Source organism: Candidatus Zixiibacteriota bacterium, assembly GCA_035574315.1.
In the GTDB taxonomy this organism is placed as follows: Bacteria; Desulfobacterota; Binatia; order UBA9968; family UBA9968; genus DATLYW01.
In genome coordinates this window covers 1-16,442 of the sequence record DATLYW010000025.1, presented here as the reverse complement: position 1 = coordinate 16,442, position 16,442 = coordinate 1, and the positions used below count along the sequence as shown (strand labels likewise).

At 66.4% G+C, this 16,442-nt stretch carries 9 protein-coding genes; all 9 read right to left on the bottom strand.

Annotated features, from left to right (window positions below; all coding sequences use genetic code 11):
* Positions 1 to 10 precede the first annotated feature (10 nt).
* Complete coding sequence (locus tag VNN77_07725; GenBank protein ID HXG51276.1) at positions 11 to 1,054, bottom strand: ABC transporter substrate-binding protein; 1,044 nt, start codon at positions 1,052 to 1,054, stop codon at positions 11 to 13.
* Positions 1,055 to 1,401: 347 nt separating this feature from the next.
* Positions 1,402 to 3,438 carry a GAF domain-containing protein gene (locus VNN77_07720; protein HXG51275.1) on the bottom strand — a complete coding sequence of 679 codons (2,037 nt, stop codon included), beginning with the start codon at positions 3,436 to 3,438 and terminating at the stop codon, positions 1,402 to 1,404.
* A 52-nt stretch (positions 3,439 to 3,490) separates the two neighbouring features.
* Positions 3,491 to 4,810: a GAF domain-containing sensor histidine kinase gene (locus VNN77_07715; GenBank protein HXG51274.1), complete on the bottom strand. Its 1,320-nt coding sequence runs from the start codon at positions 4,808 to 4,810 to the stop codon at positions 3,491 to 3,493.
* Positions 4,811 to 5,028: 218 nt separating this feature from the next.
* Positions 5,029 to 6,894 (bottom strand): PAS domain S-box protein, encoded by a 1,866-nt coding sequence (locus VNN77_07710; GenBank protein HXG51273.1) that lies wholly within the window; start codon positions 6,892 to 6,894, stop codon positions 5,029 to 5,031.
* A gap of 165 nt (positions 6,895 to 7,059) precedes the next feature.
* Positions 7,060 to 9,750: an EAL domain-containing protein gene (locus VNN77_07705; protein HXG51272.1), complete on the bottom strand. Its 2,691-nt coding sequence runs from the start codon at positions 9,748 to 9,750 to the stop codon at positions 7,060 to 7,062.
* A 21-nt stretch (positions 9,751 to 9,771) separates the two neighbouring features.
* Positions 9,772 to 10,161 (bottom strand): response regulator, encoded by a 390-nt coding sequence (locus tag VNN77_07700; protein HXG51271.1) that lies wholly within the window; start codon positions 10,159 to 10,161, stop codon positions 9,772 to 9,774.
* A 110-nt stretch (positions 10,162 to 10,271) separates the two neighbouring features.
* Positions 10,272 to 12,914: a response regulator gene (locus VNN77_07695; GenBank protein HXG51270.1), complete on the bottom strand. Its 2,643-nt coding sequence runs from the start codon at positions 12,912 to 12,914 to the stop codon at positions 10,272 to 10,274.
* 4 nt (positions 12,915 to 12,918) lie between these two features.
* A complete protein-coding gene (locus VNN77_07690) occupies positions 12,919 to 13,980 on the bottom strand; it encodes a chemotaxis response regulator protein-glutamate methylesterase (GenBank protein HXG51269.1) in 1,062 nt (353 codons plus the stop codon).
* Positions 13,981 to 14,058: 78 nt separating this feature from the next.
* A complete protein-coding gene (locus VNN77_07685) occupies positions 14,059 to 16,272 on the bottom strand; it encodes a response regulator (GenBank protein ID HXG51268.1) in 2,214 nt (737 codons plus the stop codon).
* Positions 16,273 to 16,442: the final 170 nt, after the last annotated feature.

Sequence of the window (16,442 nt, the reverse complement as noted above, 5' to 3'; positions counted from 1 at the left end):
CCCGGTCCCGTCATTTGCGCGGGGAGGCAGGGCGCGGCTCTGCGTTGTACAGCCGGTCGATGAATCCCGAGCCGTCCAGATCTCTCATAAAAATCGAATTGACGAACTGCTCCGGCCGCGCGCTTTGGGCCTGCGGGATCGTGTCCGACAGCTCGCGCAGGATGACCTGAATCCCGCGCAACGTCGGATACGGCTTCTCTGGAATGAGCGCGAGGCCGATGCTTTCATAGGTCTCCTGGAGCGCGCCGGCGTCGCTGGTCTTCAGGTATTTCTTCAGAATCGCCATAGCCTGCGGAGGACGGGTCTTGTAGTAATGAATCCCTTCCACGATCCCCGTCAAGACCCTGCGCACCAGATCGGGCCGCGTCTTGACGGTCGTCCGGGTCGCGGCGAGCACCGTCGCCTGATATTCGAGCCCGAGCTTCTGGAGATCGGCCAGGACGGGAAAGCCCATCTGCCTCGCCTTGAGCGTCAGCGGGACCTCCAGCATCACGCCCTGAATTTTTCCGTTGACGAGGGCTGCGAACCGCTCCGGCTGGGCGCCGATTTCGACGATCCTCACGTCCTTGCCCGGAACCAGCCCGTAGCGGTCGAGAGCGTAGCGGGTGGCGAAATCGGAGGAGGATCCGAGACGGCTGACCGCCACTGTCTTTCCCTTCAGATGGGCCGGCCGCGCGATCTCCCTGGCGACGATGAACTGGTAGCTCATGGTGTTGAGAAGGCCGGCGAGGATCACGACTTCAGAGCCGCTCAGGGCGCTTTCGATCACCGGAAGACCGGAGACCTGAGCGAACGCGGCATCGCCGGAAAGCAGAGTGCGGACGGCCGATGTGCCGCCCACGACGTGAACCAGCTCCGCATCGACGCCGTGCTTGCCGAAGAAGCCGCCTTCGAGCGCCGCCCAGGCCGGCGCCTGGTTGCCGGACAGGCCGGCGTAAACGATGCGCAAGCGGTCGCGCGGCCGCTCGGCCGCGCGGACCGGCACCGTGACGAAAGCGGCCAGTGCGCAGAGCATCGCAGCCATGCCGGTGATTTTCAGTCGGGTTACAGCCATGTTTCCTCCAGAAGGTCGATGGAATTCCGAGTGCAGGCGCGCGACCTCGACTGTTCTTGTCGCCCGCGGTCTTTGCGCCGTCTTCAAGACAATCGCCGCTGCTGCGGCTGTGTTCCGGGCGGCGCCGGAAACCCGGGACAACGCTTCCGCCGCCGGGCGGAGTGTTCCTCGGAGAGAAGCCGCGCGAGTTTTCGATCGCGCAATGCAACCCGGGTGCCACAGTACCTCGCATATATAAGGATACACTGTCGGCGACGCTGCGCCGGCCGCGCCAAAACGTGCGCGCACGCCCGGTTTGCCTCCTCGAGGCCCCTTTGGAATTCGCGGGGCAAAACGCGGGCGGGCGGTCATTTTACGGTGTCCCGGAGAGCGCTCGCGGGCCTGCGGCCACTCGAGGTCAGTCCGCTCTCTGCAGCACCCGCATCGCGCTTCCGGGCGTCCGCGGGGTGCCCGGCCGCGGTGTCGTTGTCGGCCGCCGCGGATGTATCCCGTTGTGACAGGTTTTGTCTCGATTCCACGGGGCTCAGCGGTATTCGAACGGTGAACGTCGACCCTTTTCCAGGCTGGCTCTGCACCGTGATGGTGCCGTGAAGCAGTTCCGTTAACTGTTTGACGACGTAGAGGCCAAGCCCCATGCCGCGATGCTCTCGGGTGATCGAGGTGTCGGCCTGGTAGAAACGATCGAAGATGCGCGGCAGGGCGTCGGGCTGTATGCCGATTCCCGTATCCGCCACCTCCAGTTCCAGCCATCGCCCCGCACGGTCGGGCGCGGAGGACTCGGGGCTATTTGCCGGAAGCTCCTCGCGCGCTCTGATCGAGATGCGGACTTTGCCCTGGGGCGTGAACTTCAGGGCGTTGTCGACGAGGTTGAGCAGGATCTGTCTGATCTTTCGCGGGTCGCTTCTCAGTACCGGCAGCGCGACGTCGCAGTCCCATTCCAGAGCTACGCGGTCGTTGTCGAGCAACGCCTCGCAGTCCGCCCGGAGCGTCGCCAGAAGGTCGGAGGGTTCGATCGCCTGGCCGCCCGCGGACGGGCGCCGCACATCGGCGGCGGTGGCGTCCAGGATCGTCTCGATCATCCGGAGCAGATCCCTGGACTGGCGGTCGATCTTCCTCAACGCCTCGCATTGTTCCGGCGTCAGCGGCCCGAGGGCTCTCCCTTCAAGAAGCTGCAGATAACCCAGGATGACGTTCAGAGGCGTTCTCAGCTCGTGGGAGATCACGCTCAAGAACTCGTCCTTGATCCTGTCGGCTTTTTCCAGCTCGTCGCGCGAGCGCCTCAGATCGTGGAGCAGATCGAGGTTTTCGACCACGATCGCCATCTGGCGTGCGATGGCGAGCAGGTGCTCCCTCTGATCCGCGTCGAAGTAATTCGGTTTCCGGCTGGAAACGTGGATTACGCCGCGCACCCGGCCGCGAACGGCGAACGGGAGAATGGCGCAGGACCGGAGCCCGAGCTTGAGCTGCGCACCGCTCTTGAACCGCGGATCGGAGGCGATATCCGGGGCGATGATCGGCTCGCCGTGCGTGATCACCCAGTCGATGGAGCCCCCGGCGGGCGCGTCGCCGACGAGCCTGAGAAAATCGGGGGAAAATCCGCGCTGCTCGAGGATGCGGAAGATCCCGCTGTCGGGGTCCCAGAGCCGGATGGCGGCGGCATCGGCGCCGGTCGCCTCGATCAGCCGGTCGATGATCGCTCCGGCCAGCTCCTTCGTCGATTCGCCCGCGCTGAGCGGGGTCATGGCGGCGTAAAGGCGGGCTAACCGGCTCAGCGCCGTATCCAGATAGCGATTGGCGCTCTCGGCTTTCTTCTTCGCCGCCTCGGCCTCCTCGTAGAGCCGCGCGTTGTGGATGGCGACGGCAGCCTGCGCCGCGAGCGTCGTCAGGAACTCCAGCTCGTCCGCCGTGAAGGAATGCTTCTCTCTGGTATAAACTCCCAAAACGCCGATCGTCCGGCCGCGGACGGTGAGGGGCAGACCCAGATAAGAGACCAGGCCGTGCTTCGCGAAAAAACTCGAGTCGTGAGTGTCAGGATCGAGACGGACATCGGGAACGACGACCGGCGCGCCGGATTGCATGACCCGGTAAGCCCGCCCTCCCTGGCTCGTTACCTGACGCTTTCGCCACTCCTGCTCGTCGAGGTTGCGGCAGGCGAGCGACTCCAGGCGTTGTGTCTCGGGATTCCACAGGCGCACCGTGGTCGCCACGGGAAAAGGCAGAACGAGATCCAGCTTTTCCAGGAGCAGGTTCAGGACCTGGCGCAGCTCGAGAGTGGAAGAGAGGGCGAGATTGATTTCATGGAGCGCGCCGATGCGGTCGGGGCAGCGTTGCGCGGCCTCCCCGGCGCGCTCGAGATCGGCGATTTTCCGCACGCAACCCGTCACCCCTGCGGTCTCGCCGTGGCGGATTTGGGGTGCGGTGGACGCGGGCGACGATCTACGATCTTTGTGGCAGGACCGCATAAAACGTGCTTCCTTGCCCCGGAACGCTTTCCAATCCCACGCGCCCGCCCAGGGCCTCGACGATGCGTTTGGCCAGAGCGAGCCCGAGGCCGGCTCCGCCGTATTGTTTGGCGGTTCCGGCGTCGAGCTGCTCGAACGGCACGAAGAGGCGGGGGAGGTCCTCGGAGCGGATGCCGATCCCCGTGTCCCGCACCTCGATCCGCAGCCTGTCGGGCTCCTCAGCTGCGATGCGGATGAACACCCGCCCGGACTTCGCGGTGAACTTCACGGCGTTGGAGACGAAGTTGTAGAGCACCTGCTTGAAGCTTCTCGGATCGACGACCGCGGTGGCAGCGGCCGGATCGACCTCGACCTCGATGGAGACAGGCTTCTGGCCCGCGAGCGCCAGCGCCGCCTCGCGCACTTCCAACGCCAGCGGCTCCAGGGCGACGGCTCGGGGCTGGAACGCGGCCTTGCCCGCCTCGATTTTCGCAAGCTCGAGAACGTCTTCGATCAGGTGAAGCAGGTGGCGCGCGCTGCTCAGGATGTCGTCGAGGTATTCCTTGTGCGGCTCGGCGATCGGGCCCAGCTTGCCGTCGCGCATGAGCTCCGAGAAGCCGATGATAGCGTTGAGCGGCGTGCGCAGCTCGTGCGACATGTTGGCCAGAAACTCGCTCTTAAGCCGGTTGACCTCCTGAATCTTGAGGTACTGCCTTTGCAGCTCCTCGTGGCCGCGCAGCAGCTCCGCTTTGCTCTCGCGCAGCTCGTGCAGCGTCCGGTCGTACCGCAGCGCGTTCTCGTAGGCGACCGCGGCGTGCGACGCGAGCGCGACGGCCGTACGTTCGTCCTCGTCGTCGAATTCTCTTCCGCCGGTCTTGTTGGCGAAGAGCAGAAAGCCGTAAACGCGCCTCGGCGTGACGAGGGGCAGGGCGAGCAGAGAATGGACCGGCGGGTAGCCTTCGGGAAAGCCCAGCGCCGCCGGATCGCCGTCAGGATTGAGGTATCGCGCCGGACGGGGTTCCCGAAGCAAGGAGCCGAAAACCCCTTCTTGCAGGCCAGGCTTCGCCGCGAGCGGAAACTCCTCGCCGTCGTCCCCGCTCAGAGCGAAGTGCTGCAACGACTGTCCCGAGTCGTCGAGGAGCCCGACGGCGCTGAACTGCGCGGGGACGAGGGTCCGGGCGAAACCGCAGTAGCCGACAGCGAGCCGAAGCGGCTCGCTGTCGAGGGCGATTTCGCGGCTCGCCTCGAGCAGCCTGGTGAGGCGCGCGTTGGCGGCCTCGAGTTCGGCAACTTTGTGCGAGAGGTCGCTTGTCATCGGCCGTTAGCCCTTGCGGTCGAGGTTGTTTTGCGCCGAGCGTGCTCCCAGCCGGTGCCACGGCTCTCGGCTCGAGGTCGCGGGCGGCTAAAGACTTCATCGCAATTGCGGTGCCGCTGGCGCGACGCGCAAGTCTTTGATTTTACGGGGTATCGGCCTCGTTCGGCGTACAGATTTTTACCCGCCGGACAACGAGCGGCAGCGATGGCGCCGGGTCCCTACCGCGGTGTCCGCGGCAGCACGGCGTAGAACAAGCTGCCCTTGCCGAACTCGCTGCGCACACCGACCTCTCCGCCCTGGGCCTCGACCAGGCGCCTGGTGAGCGCAAGGCCCAGGCCTGTCCCGGCGTATTGCTTGCCGGAGCCGCTGTCGAGTTGTTGAAACTCGCTGAACAGCTTGCCGATGTCCTGGGCCCGGATGCCGATCCCGTCGTCCTCGACCTCGATGCGGAAGCGATCCGGTGGCTCGGGCCGTATGCGGAGCGTGACGTGGCCGCCTTCGGCGGTGAATTTGATGGCGTTGGAAAGGTAATTGTAGAGCACCTGCTTGAGGCCTCTGGCGTCGGCGACGACGCCGGTGAGCGCCGGGTCAACGTCGACCTCCAACCGGATCCTTTTCCGCACCGCCAACCCCTGAACAACGGTTTTCGCTTCGGCGGCGATGCCGGCGAGGTCGACCGGCACCGGCGTGAACTCCATCTTTCCCGCTTCGATTTTGGCCACGTCGAGGATGTCGTTGATGAGCTGGAGCAGGTGGTGGGCGCTGTGGAGAATATCGCCGAGGTATTCTTGGTGGGTCGCTGAGAGGGGTCCCACCTTGCCGTCGTGCATGAGCTGCGCGAAGCCGATGATGGCGTTGAGCGGCGTGCGCAGCTCGTGGGACATGTTGGCGAGAAATTCGCTCTTCAGCCGGTTGGCCGCCTCGGCGGCTTCGCGGCCGCGCAACGCCGCTTCTCCCCGCTTCCGCTCCGTTATATCTTGCTTGATCGCGATGAAGTGGGTGATCTCTCCCCGCGGGTCGCGCACCGGCGTGATCGTCTGTTCTTCGGTGTAAAGCCCACCGTCTTTCCGCCGGTTGACCATTTCTCCCGACCAAGTCTCGCCGGACAAGATCGTACGCCAAAGCTTCTCGTAGAAGGCCCGATCGTGCGCCCCGGATTTGAGCAATCTCGGGTTCCGGCCGATGGCCTCGGCGGGAGAATAACCCGTGAGCCTGGTGAACGCCGGGTTGACCCAAGCGATGGTACCGTCACGATCGGTGATCACGACCGCGTTGGCCGCCGATTCGAGCGCCGCCGACTGGAGCCTGAGCTTTTCCTCCGCTTGCTCGCGTTCGGTCATGTCCCTGGCGATGGTCGAGAAAAACTGGACGCTCCCGTCCGATGGTTTGTGCACGATGATCACCTGGGATACGGGAATTTCCCGGCCGCTGCGATGCAAAAGCGCCGTCTCACCGACCCACGTTCCGTCGCGGGCGGCGGCGGGAAACGCGACGGCGGTCATCTGCGGGCGCACGCTCGGAGGGTAGGCCTCGGCGATCATGAAACCCCGGATGTCCTCGTCTTCGCCGAATCCCAGCAGCTTGCGGCCGGCGGGGTTGAGGTAAACGGCACGTCCGTCCCTGCCGGCGATAAGTACGCAGTCCGGAGTCGCTTCCAGGATGGCGGTGAGCCTGCGCTGCAGGTCTTCCGCCGCTCGCTTCTCGCGGCGGAGCCGTGTCTCATCGAGCGCACGGGAGACGAGAGGTCCCAGCGGCGCGAGCCGGTCCTTCAGGACGTAGCCGGCCGGGCCGTCCTGCATCCGCGTCACCGCGATCTCTTCGCTGCCGGCGGTGGTGACGGCGATCAAGGGAACGTCCAGGCCGCGCTCCTTCACCAGACGCAAAGCCTCCGGAGCCCCGAACGGAGACATATCGAAAACCGCCAGGATCACATCCGGCGAGGCGTCGAGCCCCGCGAGAAAGCCCCGTTCATGGTTGACCGTTTGCGGCTCCGCATTGAAGCCGCTCTTTCGCAGCTGACCGATCATCGATTCGGCTTCCGCGGGCTCGTCCGCGACGATCAAGACGCGAATCGCTTCCGGCATTGCAGAGCTCTGATCGGCACTGAAGATGTTCGTTCGAATTTATAATAGCCTGCAAACCCGCCGACTTCCACCGAAGGACGTGCCTTCAGGTTAGCGGCCCCGGCGGGGGGCGGTCGCTGCGTCGCAGGCTCCCCGGCTTTTTGCAGGCGACGGCCCGGCGGTCAATCAGCCATCGTTCGCCATGCGGGAAGGGGATTTCGCGGGGTCCAGCCAGGCGAGCAGATCCTCGGAAGGAACCGGGCGGCAGATGTGGTAGCCCTGGGCGAGGTCGCAGCCCAGCTCGGCGAGGCGGTTCCAGGTCTTTTGATCTTCCACGCCTTCGGCGACCACGTCCAGCGCGAGATCGCGGCCGAGATCGATGATCGAGCGGACGATCGCCTCGCTGCGGGGATCCGCGAGCATGCTGGCGACGAAAGATCGGTCGATCTTGATCTCGTTGACCGACAGCTTTTGCAGATAGGACAGGGCCGAGTAGCCGGTTCCGAAGTCGTCGATGGAGAACTTGACGCCCATCGCGCTGAGCTTCTGGAAGGCGACATTGGTCTTCGCCGGGTCGGCCATCAGGGATCGTTCCGTCAGCTCGAAGGCGAGCATCTGAAGCGGCGCTCCGGTCGTGCGGCCGGCCTCGGCGACGAAGTCGGGAAACGAGTCGTCCTGGAGATCCCACGCCGAGACGTTGACGGCGATCGGCAGCTCGAGGCCGAGGTCGCGCCAGCGGCGGATCTGCCTGAGCGCTGCGGTCACCACCCAGAGCGTGAGGGGATGGATCAGGCCGGCGCGCTCGGCCAGCGAGATGAAGTGGTCCGGCCGGATCCACCCGCGGCGGGGATGGTGCCAGCGCAGCAGCGCCTCGACCGCCGCCACGCGGCCGGTCCGGTAACTCACCTTCGGCTGGTAGTGGAGAGTCAGGCGATCGCCGTCGATCGCCTCCCGCAGCTCGCCCAGCAGGGTGAGGTTGTCGGCGTTGTACGGCTCGACGTGCTCCGGATAGACCAGATAATTGTTGCCGGTGCGCCGCGCGGCCCGAAGCGCCATATCGGCGCAGCTCAGAAGCGTGTCGGCGTTGCTTCCGTGCTCGGGAGCGAGGGCGAGACCCAGGCTGCCGCGTACGGCGATGCTCAAATTGTCGATCCGGAAAGTCGGGGCAAGGATGCCGAGGATCTGCCGCGCGGCGCCGTGCACCTGATCGTGCGTCCGCGGACCGGTGAAGCAAACCGCGAACTCGTCGGCGCCGAGCCGGGCGACAAACGCCCGGCCGGCGAATGCGTCCGTGAGCCGCTGCGCCACCTGGCGCAGCAGCGAGTTGCCGTTGCGATAGCCGAGGGTGTTGTTGATCTCCTGGAAGCGGTCGAGGTTGAGAAGGCACACGGCGGTGCGCTCGCCGTCGTCCACGGCCTGCTGCAGCCACTCCCGCAGCCGCGCCCGGTTGGCCAGCCCGGTGAGCGAATCGGTCGACGCCATCGACTGCAGGCGGGAGACCGCGCGGCTCAGCGCAATGACCTGCCCGATCTGGTTCGTGATCGCCTTGGAGAAGACCAGCCAGTCCTCGTCGAGACCGGAGCCCGCCGACATCAGGACGATCACCCCGAGCGGCTCGTCCCGGAAGCGCAGCGGGCTCACGAGCAGCGTCTGCGCTCCGAGGTGCGAGAGTACGTGGGCGAACGGAGCGTCGCGTCCCGGCGAGAGGGAGATCGAGAGCGTCTCGCCTCTGAGCATCGCGTCGTGAAGTACCCCTTCGTAGCCGTAGAAGTTCTGAAGCGGCTGGCGGGCCGTCTCGGGGATCCCGATCTGCGCGGAGAGGACGAGCCGATTCTCCTGCGTCAGGTAAACGGCCCCGCAGGAGAAGCCGATGGCGTTCAGGTACTGCCCCAGAATGTCACTGAGCAGGGCGTCGATCTCCAGCCGGCCGCGAAGAAAGCTCTCCCCCATGCTCGCCAGAACCGAGAGCTGGGCGCTCTGGGCCGCGGAGCGCCTGGCCAGCTCGCGGTTGAGCTTCACGTGGCGCTCGAGTTGTCGGGCGACCCGGTCGAGGTGCTGGCTGCGAAGCGCCTGCGCGTCCGCGAGCAGGGGAGACGGGCCGCTCTCGAGGCTTTCGAGCAACGCCTCGATCGCTTCGCGAAAATCGGGCGTGCTCGTCACCAGGGTGTACGCTCCCACCTGCTCGGCCAGGCGCTTGTCGGCCTCCTGCGCGTAGTTGTTGCTGATCAGCACCACCGGCGTGCGCGCCAGCTCCGGGCTCTCGCGGACCTTCAGGCAAAGCTGAAAGCCGTCCATGCCCGGCATCAGGACGTCGGAGACGATGGCGTCCGGCCTGAGCGCCAGCGCCTTGGCGAAGCCGTCGGTCCCGTCGCCGGCCGTGGCGACTTCGAATCCCATCTGCGCGAGGTAGGTGGAGAGGAGCTTGAGCTGGGCGGGCTCGTCGTCGAGCACCAGCACGCGGCGCCCCTTGCCCGGCTTCTCCGCCACGCGGCGCGAGTGCAAATGCGTGCGCACCGTGCGGATCAGCATCGAAGGCTCTACCGGCTTGAAGAGAAAATCGTTGAAGGGCGACTCGGAGAAGCGCATCGCCTCGGCTTTCGTGGTCAGGCCCGTGAGCGCCAGAATCGGCATCTGCTTGCCACCCGGCAGGGCGCGCAGGCGCGACACCAGCTCGATACCGTCGATGTCCGGAAGCAGCAGGTCCTGGAGGACGAGATCGGGCTTCTCGCTCGCCGCGAGCCCCAGGGCGGTCGCTCCTGTCGCCGCCTCCAGGACCGCGTAGCCCTCGGCTTCGAGCGCCAGGCGCTCCATCTTGCGCGAGATGGGGTTGTCCTCGACGACGAGTATTTTCGGAGTCGGGCAGCCGGAAGGTTCCATGGCCGGTGACCTCTTCGCCTTTCAGCTCGACTTTTTTCCGCCGGCGGCAAGGTGCGCCCGGATGATCACGGGGAGGCTTCTCGTGTCGACCGGCTTCGGTATGTAGCCGTCGCAACCCGCGGACAGGATTCTCTCCTCATCGCCTTTCATCGCGTAGGCGGTCAGGCCGAGAATCTTGATGTCGCGCGTCGCGGGATCGTTCTTGAGGCGGCGCGTCAGCTCCAGCCCGTCGATTCCCGGCAGCTGTATGTCCATCAGGATCATGCGCGGATGGAATTCCTGGAGCACCCTGAGGGCCTCTTCGGCATCAGAAGCGGTGCGCACTTCGTAGCCTTCCCCCTCCAGCAAGACGCGCACCAGCTTCATGTTGAGCGGGTTGTCGTCGACGATGAGAATCCGTTCTCCCGCCATTTCTCAGTTCCCCAACAAGCTATTGTCCTCCGTCTCAGGCTTTTTGCCAAGTCCTTATTTTTGCCCTCCGGAGACCTCCATCCCGTTTCGCTCCGGTCACGTATCCGGCTTCAGTCCGGCGGCGCCCCACCCGGCGGGACGCGGCGCCTGAGCTCCCGGACGACGGAGTCGATCCCGCCCCGGCTCTTGGCCGCCAGCGACTGCGCGGAGCGCCGTAGGCGCTGCCGGTCCTCTCGCGTGGTCTCCTTGTTGGTCCACACGATGACGGGGATGTCCCGGCAGCCGGGGAACCGGCGGAAACGATCGAGAAACTCGAAGCCGTCCATCTCCGGCATCAGGAGGTCCAGGATCACGGCGTCGATATCCCCGCCGGCGGCGATTTCCAGCCCGCCGGCGCCGTTGCCGCGGCAGATCACCTCATAGCCGCTCGCCTCCAGCGCCAGGGCGGCGATCTTGAGGGCGCTTGGATCGTCGTCCACCACCAGGATCTTCTTCCGGGCGCCCCCGGCGGCCACTCCCGACCGCCGCAGCGCGTTCAGGAGCTGCTCCGGCGTCACGGGCTTGGTCAGGTAATCCTGCAGCGGAAAGCCCCTGACCAGCTCTTTTTCCGCGACCACCGTGACCGCGATCACCGGCACGTCCCGGTTGCGCTCCTCCGCGCGGATGGCGTGCAGCACTTCCCATCCGATGATGTCGGGAAGCAGCAGATCCAGCAAAATCGCGTCATAGCGCTTCGCGCGGGACCTGGCGAGGCCTTCGGCGCCGCTCCCGGCCGTCTCCACGGCGTAGCCGGCCTCCGCGAGCGTGCCGGTGATCCATTCGAGATCCCGGTCATCGTCCTCGATCACCAGAACCGTCGGCGCGTTCTGTCCGAACGTGCGTCCGCGCTTCTCGGGCTCCCGCTGGGTGCTCCCGGGCGGCGTAGTGCGCGGCAAGATCGCGTAGAAAAGGCTCCCGCGGCCGAAGACGCTGCGGGCGCCCACGCTTCCTCCCTGGGCCTCGACGATCTTCCTCGTCAGCGCCAGGCCGAGGCCGGTGCCCGCGTGCTTCTTGGCGGTGCCGGAGTCCAGCTGCTGGAACTCGGCGAAAAGGCGGTCGAGATCGTTCGACTTGATGCCGATGCCGTTGTCCTCGACCTCGACGCGGAAACAGCCCTCGCCCTCGGGCCTGGCCCGGACCTCGACGCGCCCGCCGTCGGGCGTGAACTTGATGGCGTTGGAGAGATAGTTGTAGAGGATCTGTTTGAGGCTGCGGGCGTCGGCGAAGACCGAATCGAGGGCGGGATCGATCTCCACCTGCACCGAGATTTTTTTCTGGTCGGCGAGCGGGCGCAGGATGTCGCGCACTTCCGCGAAGGTCTGGAGGAGGCGGATCGGCTCCGGCCGGAACTCCATCTTGCCCGCCTCGACCTTCGCGAGGTCGAGCACGTCGTTGATGAGCTGGAGCAGGTGCCGCCCGCTGGCGAGGATGTCGCCGAGGTATTCCCTGTGCTGCGGAGAAACCGGACCTACCTTGCCGTCGTGCATGAGCTGCGCGAAGCCGATGATCGCGTTCAGCGGCGTGCGCAGCTCGTGCGACATGTTCGCCAGGAACTCGCTCTTCAGCCGGTTGGCCTCCTGGACGCGGCGGTTCTGCTCCTCCAGCTCCTCGTTCTTTCGCCGCAGCTCGTCCTCGAGCATCTTTTGCTGCGTGATGTCCTTGGAGATGAGCAGGTAACCCACGGGAGTCCCGGCGGCGTCGCGCCTGAGCGTCACCGCCGTCGAGGCGACGAAGCGCTCGCCGTTCTTGCGCGCGTTCTCGAAGACCCCTTCGGCCGTCCCCAGCGTCCTGGCCGTCCGGACCAGGTCGTCGAGCCTTCCGGACGCGATCTCCTCGGGCGCGTAGAGCGCCCTGAGGCTCATCTTGCCGATCGCCTCGGCGGCCGTGTAGCCGTAGTTGCGCCGCGCCCCCTCGTTCCAGTTGAGGATGTTGCCGCGCAGATCGCCGGCGACGATGGCGTACTCGGTCGAGCTTTGCAGGACGTTGTCGAGGAAGAGCGTGGTCGCCTCCAGCTCGGCCGTGCGCTCGGCGACACGCCTCTCCAGCTCGGCGTTCAGGCGGCGGATTTCCTCCTCGACGCGGCGGCGCTCGACGATCTCTTCCCTCAGCCGCTCGGTTCGCTCCTTGATTTTTTGATCGAGCTGCTCGTTCAGCTGGCGCAGCTCGTCCTGCGACCGGGCGAGCAGGAGGTTCTTTTGAACCGCCGCCTCGTAGGTCGAGAGGAGGAGATCGAGAATCTGCTGACGCTCGGAGGTGATGAAATATCTCTTGTTGCCGTAAACCACCTCCAGGCCGATCTCGCTCTTGCGAGTCTTGCGCAGCTCGCGGTTCAGCAGGATGTGGTGGATGTGGGAGAGGAGGTATTCTTTCTCGTAAGGCTTCGTGATGAAGTTGTCGGCCCCGCACTCCAGGCCCTTGACGATGTCGACGGGGCTCGAGAGCGAGGTCAGCAGGATCACGGGAACGTCCCTGAGCTCGTCGCGCGACTTGATCTCGCGGCAGAGCGCAAAGCCGTCCATCTCGGGCATCACGACGTCGCTGACGACCAGCGTCGGCCGGCGCCGGGCCGCGGCCGCGAGCGCCTCGCGGCCGTTGGAGGCGATCTCGGTGTCGTAGCCGTTTTCCTCGAGCAGAAAGCTCAGCTGTTGCGCCTGCGTCGGGCTGTCCTCGACGATCAGGATGCGCGGTTCGCGCTTGCCGGTTTGCGATTCCATGGCGTCAACCTCTGAATCCCGCGGGCGGTTTTTGCACGATCTCCCGCAGCGCGGCGGCGATCTTGTCGGGAGAAAGGATTCGCGCGGCGGCGCCGATCCGCACCGCCTCCCCGGGCATTCCGTACACCACGCAGCTCTCGCGGTCCTGAGCGATGGTGGCGCAGCCCTTGTCCCGCAGCAGCTTCAGCTCCTCGGCGCCGTCCCTGCCCATCCCCGTGAGCAGCACTCCCACCGCCTGCGAGCCATAGGCGGACACGACCGAACGAAAAAGATACGAGATCGAGGGCCGGAGCCCGTTCTCGGGAGGGGCGTTTTCCAGCGCGATCCGGCCGCCGGCGCGCACGCCCATGTGGAAACCGTCCGGAGCGACGTAGGCCCGGCCGGGAAGGGTCGTCTCGCCGTCGCGGGCGATGCCGACGGGAAAGCCCGTGGACCGCGCGAGCCACTCGGCGAAACCGCCGGCGAATCCGGGAGTCATGTGCTGCACGATGAGCACGGGAACCGGGAAGCTCTCGCCGAGCCCGGAGAGAATCGTTTGCAGGACGATCGGGCCGCCGGTGGAGGCGCCCATCGCGACGACGCGGACGTCGCCGCCTCGTTCCTCGGCGGAGACGGCGGGCCGCGGGGCCGGAGCGGGCGCCGGCGCGGTTCGCGAGCGCGGCCAGCGCCTGACCACTCTGACCTCGGACATGAGCTTGACGGTGCGGACCAGCTCCCGAGAGCTTTCCTCGTCGCCGAGCCCCCTGGGACGGGGCACGATCGCGAGCGCGCCGGACTCCAGGGCCTTGAACGTCATCGCGATCTCGTCGTGGGCCGAGCTGCCGCTCACGATCACGATCGGCCTCGGGCTGAGCTCCATGATCCTCCGCGTCGCGTCGAAGCCGTTCAATCTGGGCATGTGGATGTCCATCGTGACCACGTCGGGCCGGGTCCGCTCCACCGCCTCCACGGCTTCCTCGCCGTCGCACGCCGTTCCCACCACGTCGATGTCGGAATCGGAGCCCAGGATGTGTGTCAGAAACTCCCGGACGACCGGAGAGTCCTCGACGATCAGAACTTTGATCATGGCGGCGGTGCAGTCGTCGTTACCGAAGATCGAGACGACCCTTCTCCTTTCCGGGGATTCTCGAGACCGGCGAAGCCGTCACACGAGCCTCGCGATCGTTTCCAGCAGGTTGCTGTGATCGAAACTGCTCTTCACGAGGTAGGCGCTGGCGCCGACCTCGATGCCGCGCTCGCGGTCTTCACGCGACTCCAGCGCGGTCACCAGCACGACGGGAAGCTCCGACAGGCTCCGGTCGGCGCGGATCTTCGCCGTCAGGTCGAATCCGTTCATGCGCGGCATGTCGACGTCCGAGACGACGACGTCGAAGCGGCCGGCGCGGAGCTGCGTGTAGGCGTCGATCCCGTCGACCGCGGTGGCGACGCGGTAGCCGGCGGACTCGAGAATGTTCTTGATGAGGACGCGCGCCGTGATCGAGTCCTCGACCACGAGGACGCTTTTGGCCTCGACGTCGCCACGCCCGACGGGCGGGGGCGCCGGCGGAGCGGCGGCGCTCGTGCGCGCCGCGGATTGCATCAGGTCGGCCACGTTGATCACGGGCACGACGCGCCCGCTTCCCAGCACGGCCGCGCCAGCGACGTTGCGCACGCGCGCGAGCTGCCGGCCGAGGCTCTTCACCAGCACCTCCTGCTCGCTCACGACCTCGTCGACGGCGAAGGCGATCCGCCGCTCGGCGGCGCCGAGCACCAGCGCCGGCACGGGCGCACCGGAGTCGGCCGCGGCGCGACCGCGCGGAAGCAGGAGCACGTCGCGCAGGCGGACCAGCGGCAGCACCGATCCGTTCAGCCGGATCGTCTCCCGGTTCTCGGCGGTCCGGATGCTCTGCGGTGCGATCCTCACCGTGCGCTCGACGGCGCTCAGCGGAACGATGAAGAGATGATCCCCGGTCCGCACCAGGACGCCGTGAAAAGTCGCCAGCGCGAGCGGCAGGACGAGCCGGAAGGTCGTTCCGCCTCCGGGCGTCGTTTCCACGAAAACCGCCCCGCCGACCTTCTCGACTTTCTCGCGGACGATCGCCAGACCGATTCCCCGGCCCGAGAGATCGGTGATCACGGGACTGGTGGACAGGCCCGAGTGGAAGATCAAAGGCAGGATCTCGCGGTCGCTCAGCCTGTCGGCTTCCTCGGCGGAAACCGCGCCCAGCCGCAGCGCCGCAGCTTTGACCTTGCCGAGGTCGATCCCGGCGCCGTCGTCGGCGACGACGATCTCCGCCTTGTCGCCGTTTTTCTGAGCGATCGCGATGCGGATCATCCCGGCAGGGGGCTTCTTCTTGCGCCGGCGCTCCTGGGGTTTTTCGATGCCGTGGTCGATGGAGTTCCTGACCAGATGGATCAGGGGATCCTTGATCTCCTGCAGGATGCGGCGGTCGATCTCGATCTCGCCCCCTTCGATCGCCAGCTCGGCTTCCTTTCCGCGCTCGCGCGAGAGATCGCGCACCAGGCGCGGAAAAACCCTCAGCACCGAGGAGAAGGGGAGCATCAACAGCCATTTCATCTCGGCCAGGAGAGCGTCGACCTGGCGGCCGAGTTGCCGGTGATCCTGGTCCGCGGCCCGGGCGATGCTCGCCATGGCGGCGTCGAGCGCGGCGCAGGCCCGGTCGGCCCGTTCCACCGATTCGGCCGCGGCGCCGTCCGAGGCCGGTAGCCGCGCCTTCAATCCCGTCCACTCCTTTTTCCACCCCGCAAGCGCCGCCCGGATCTCGGCGAGATCGGCCGCCCGCTGTGCCGCGGCGAGCTTCGAGCCGAGCAGCTCTTCAGCCTTGAGCAGCAGGGATTCCAGTCGGGCTGCGGGGAGCCGGACGGTGTCTGGCGCCGGAGACGGAAAGGGGGCCGCCTGCTCCCCGGCGGGATACAAGGGCGACTCCTCCGGCGCTCGGGAATAAAGCGCTGCGGAGAGGCTTTCGAGACGCTGGAGAAGAGTGCCGAGATCGGTCCCTTCCGGGCCGGCCGTCGTCTCTGCGGCCGGGGAGAGCCGGCGCCGCAGCGCGTCAACGGCCGAGTGGAGCAGATCGTAAGATCCGGCCGGAGCGGCGATTCCCTCGCGTTTGAGCGCCGCGAAGATCCCCTCGAGGGACTGGCAGACCGCTTCGACGTCGGCGCTGCCCACGGCGCGGGCGGCGCCCTTGAGGCTATGGGCTTCGCGAAAGACGGATTCGACGACAGCGGCTCGCCTCGCCGCGTCGGCTGCTTTTTCCAGCTCCAGAATCCCGGAGGTGATCGCTTCGAGGCGCTCTTCGGCCTCGGCCGCGAACGTGCCGAGCAGCTTCCTGCGGAACTCTTCTTCTCCGGTTGCCATGAAACGGCTTTCCTAAACCCGGTAGCGCTCGACGAGCTGTTTCAGTTTTTGTCCCAGTTCGTGGAGGTTTTGGGCGGCGGACTCGGCCTGTTTGGTGCCGGCGACGTTTTGGGCGCTGGCCTGGCGGATGCTTTCCATGGCCGAGGCCACCTGATCCATGCCCACCAGCT

Coding starts and splice junctions, on each gene's coding strand:
- VNN77_07700 (HXG51271.1), bottom strand. CDS start 10,161: ATGGCGGGAGAACGGATTCTCATCGTCGACGACAACCCGCTCAACATG.
- VNN77_07710 (HXG51273.1), bottom strand. CDS start 6,894: ATGCCGGAAGCGATTCGCGTCTTGATCGTCGCGGACGAGCCCGCGGAA.
- VNN77_07695 (HXG51270.1), bottom strand. CDS start 12,914: ATGGAATCGCAAACCGGCAAGCGCGAACCGCGCATCCTGATCGTCGAG.
- VNN77_07715 (HXG51274.1), bottom strand. CDS start 4,810: ATGACAAGCGACCTCTCGCACAAAGTTGCCGAACTCGAGGCCGCCAAC.
- VNN77_07685 (HXG51268.1), bottom strand. CDS start 16,272: ATGGCAACCGGAGAAGAAGAGTTCCGCAGGAAGCTGCTCGGCACGTTC.
- VNN77_07690 (HXG51269.1), bottom strand. CDS start 13,980: ATGATCAAAGTTCTGATCGTCGAGGACTCTCCGGTCGTCCGGGAGTTT.
- VNN77_07725 (HXG51276.1), bottom strand. CDS start 1,054: ATGGCTGTAACCCGACTGAAAATCACCGGCATGGCTGCGATGCTCTGC.
- VNN77_07705 (HXG51272.1), bottom strand. CDS start 9,750: ATGGAACCTTCCGGCTGCCCGACTCCGAAAATACTCGTCGTCGAGGAC.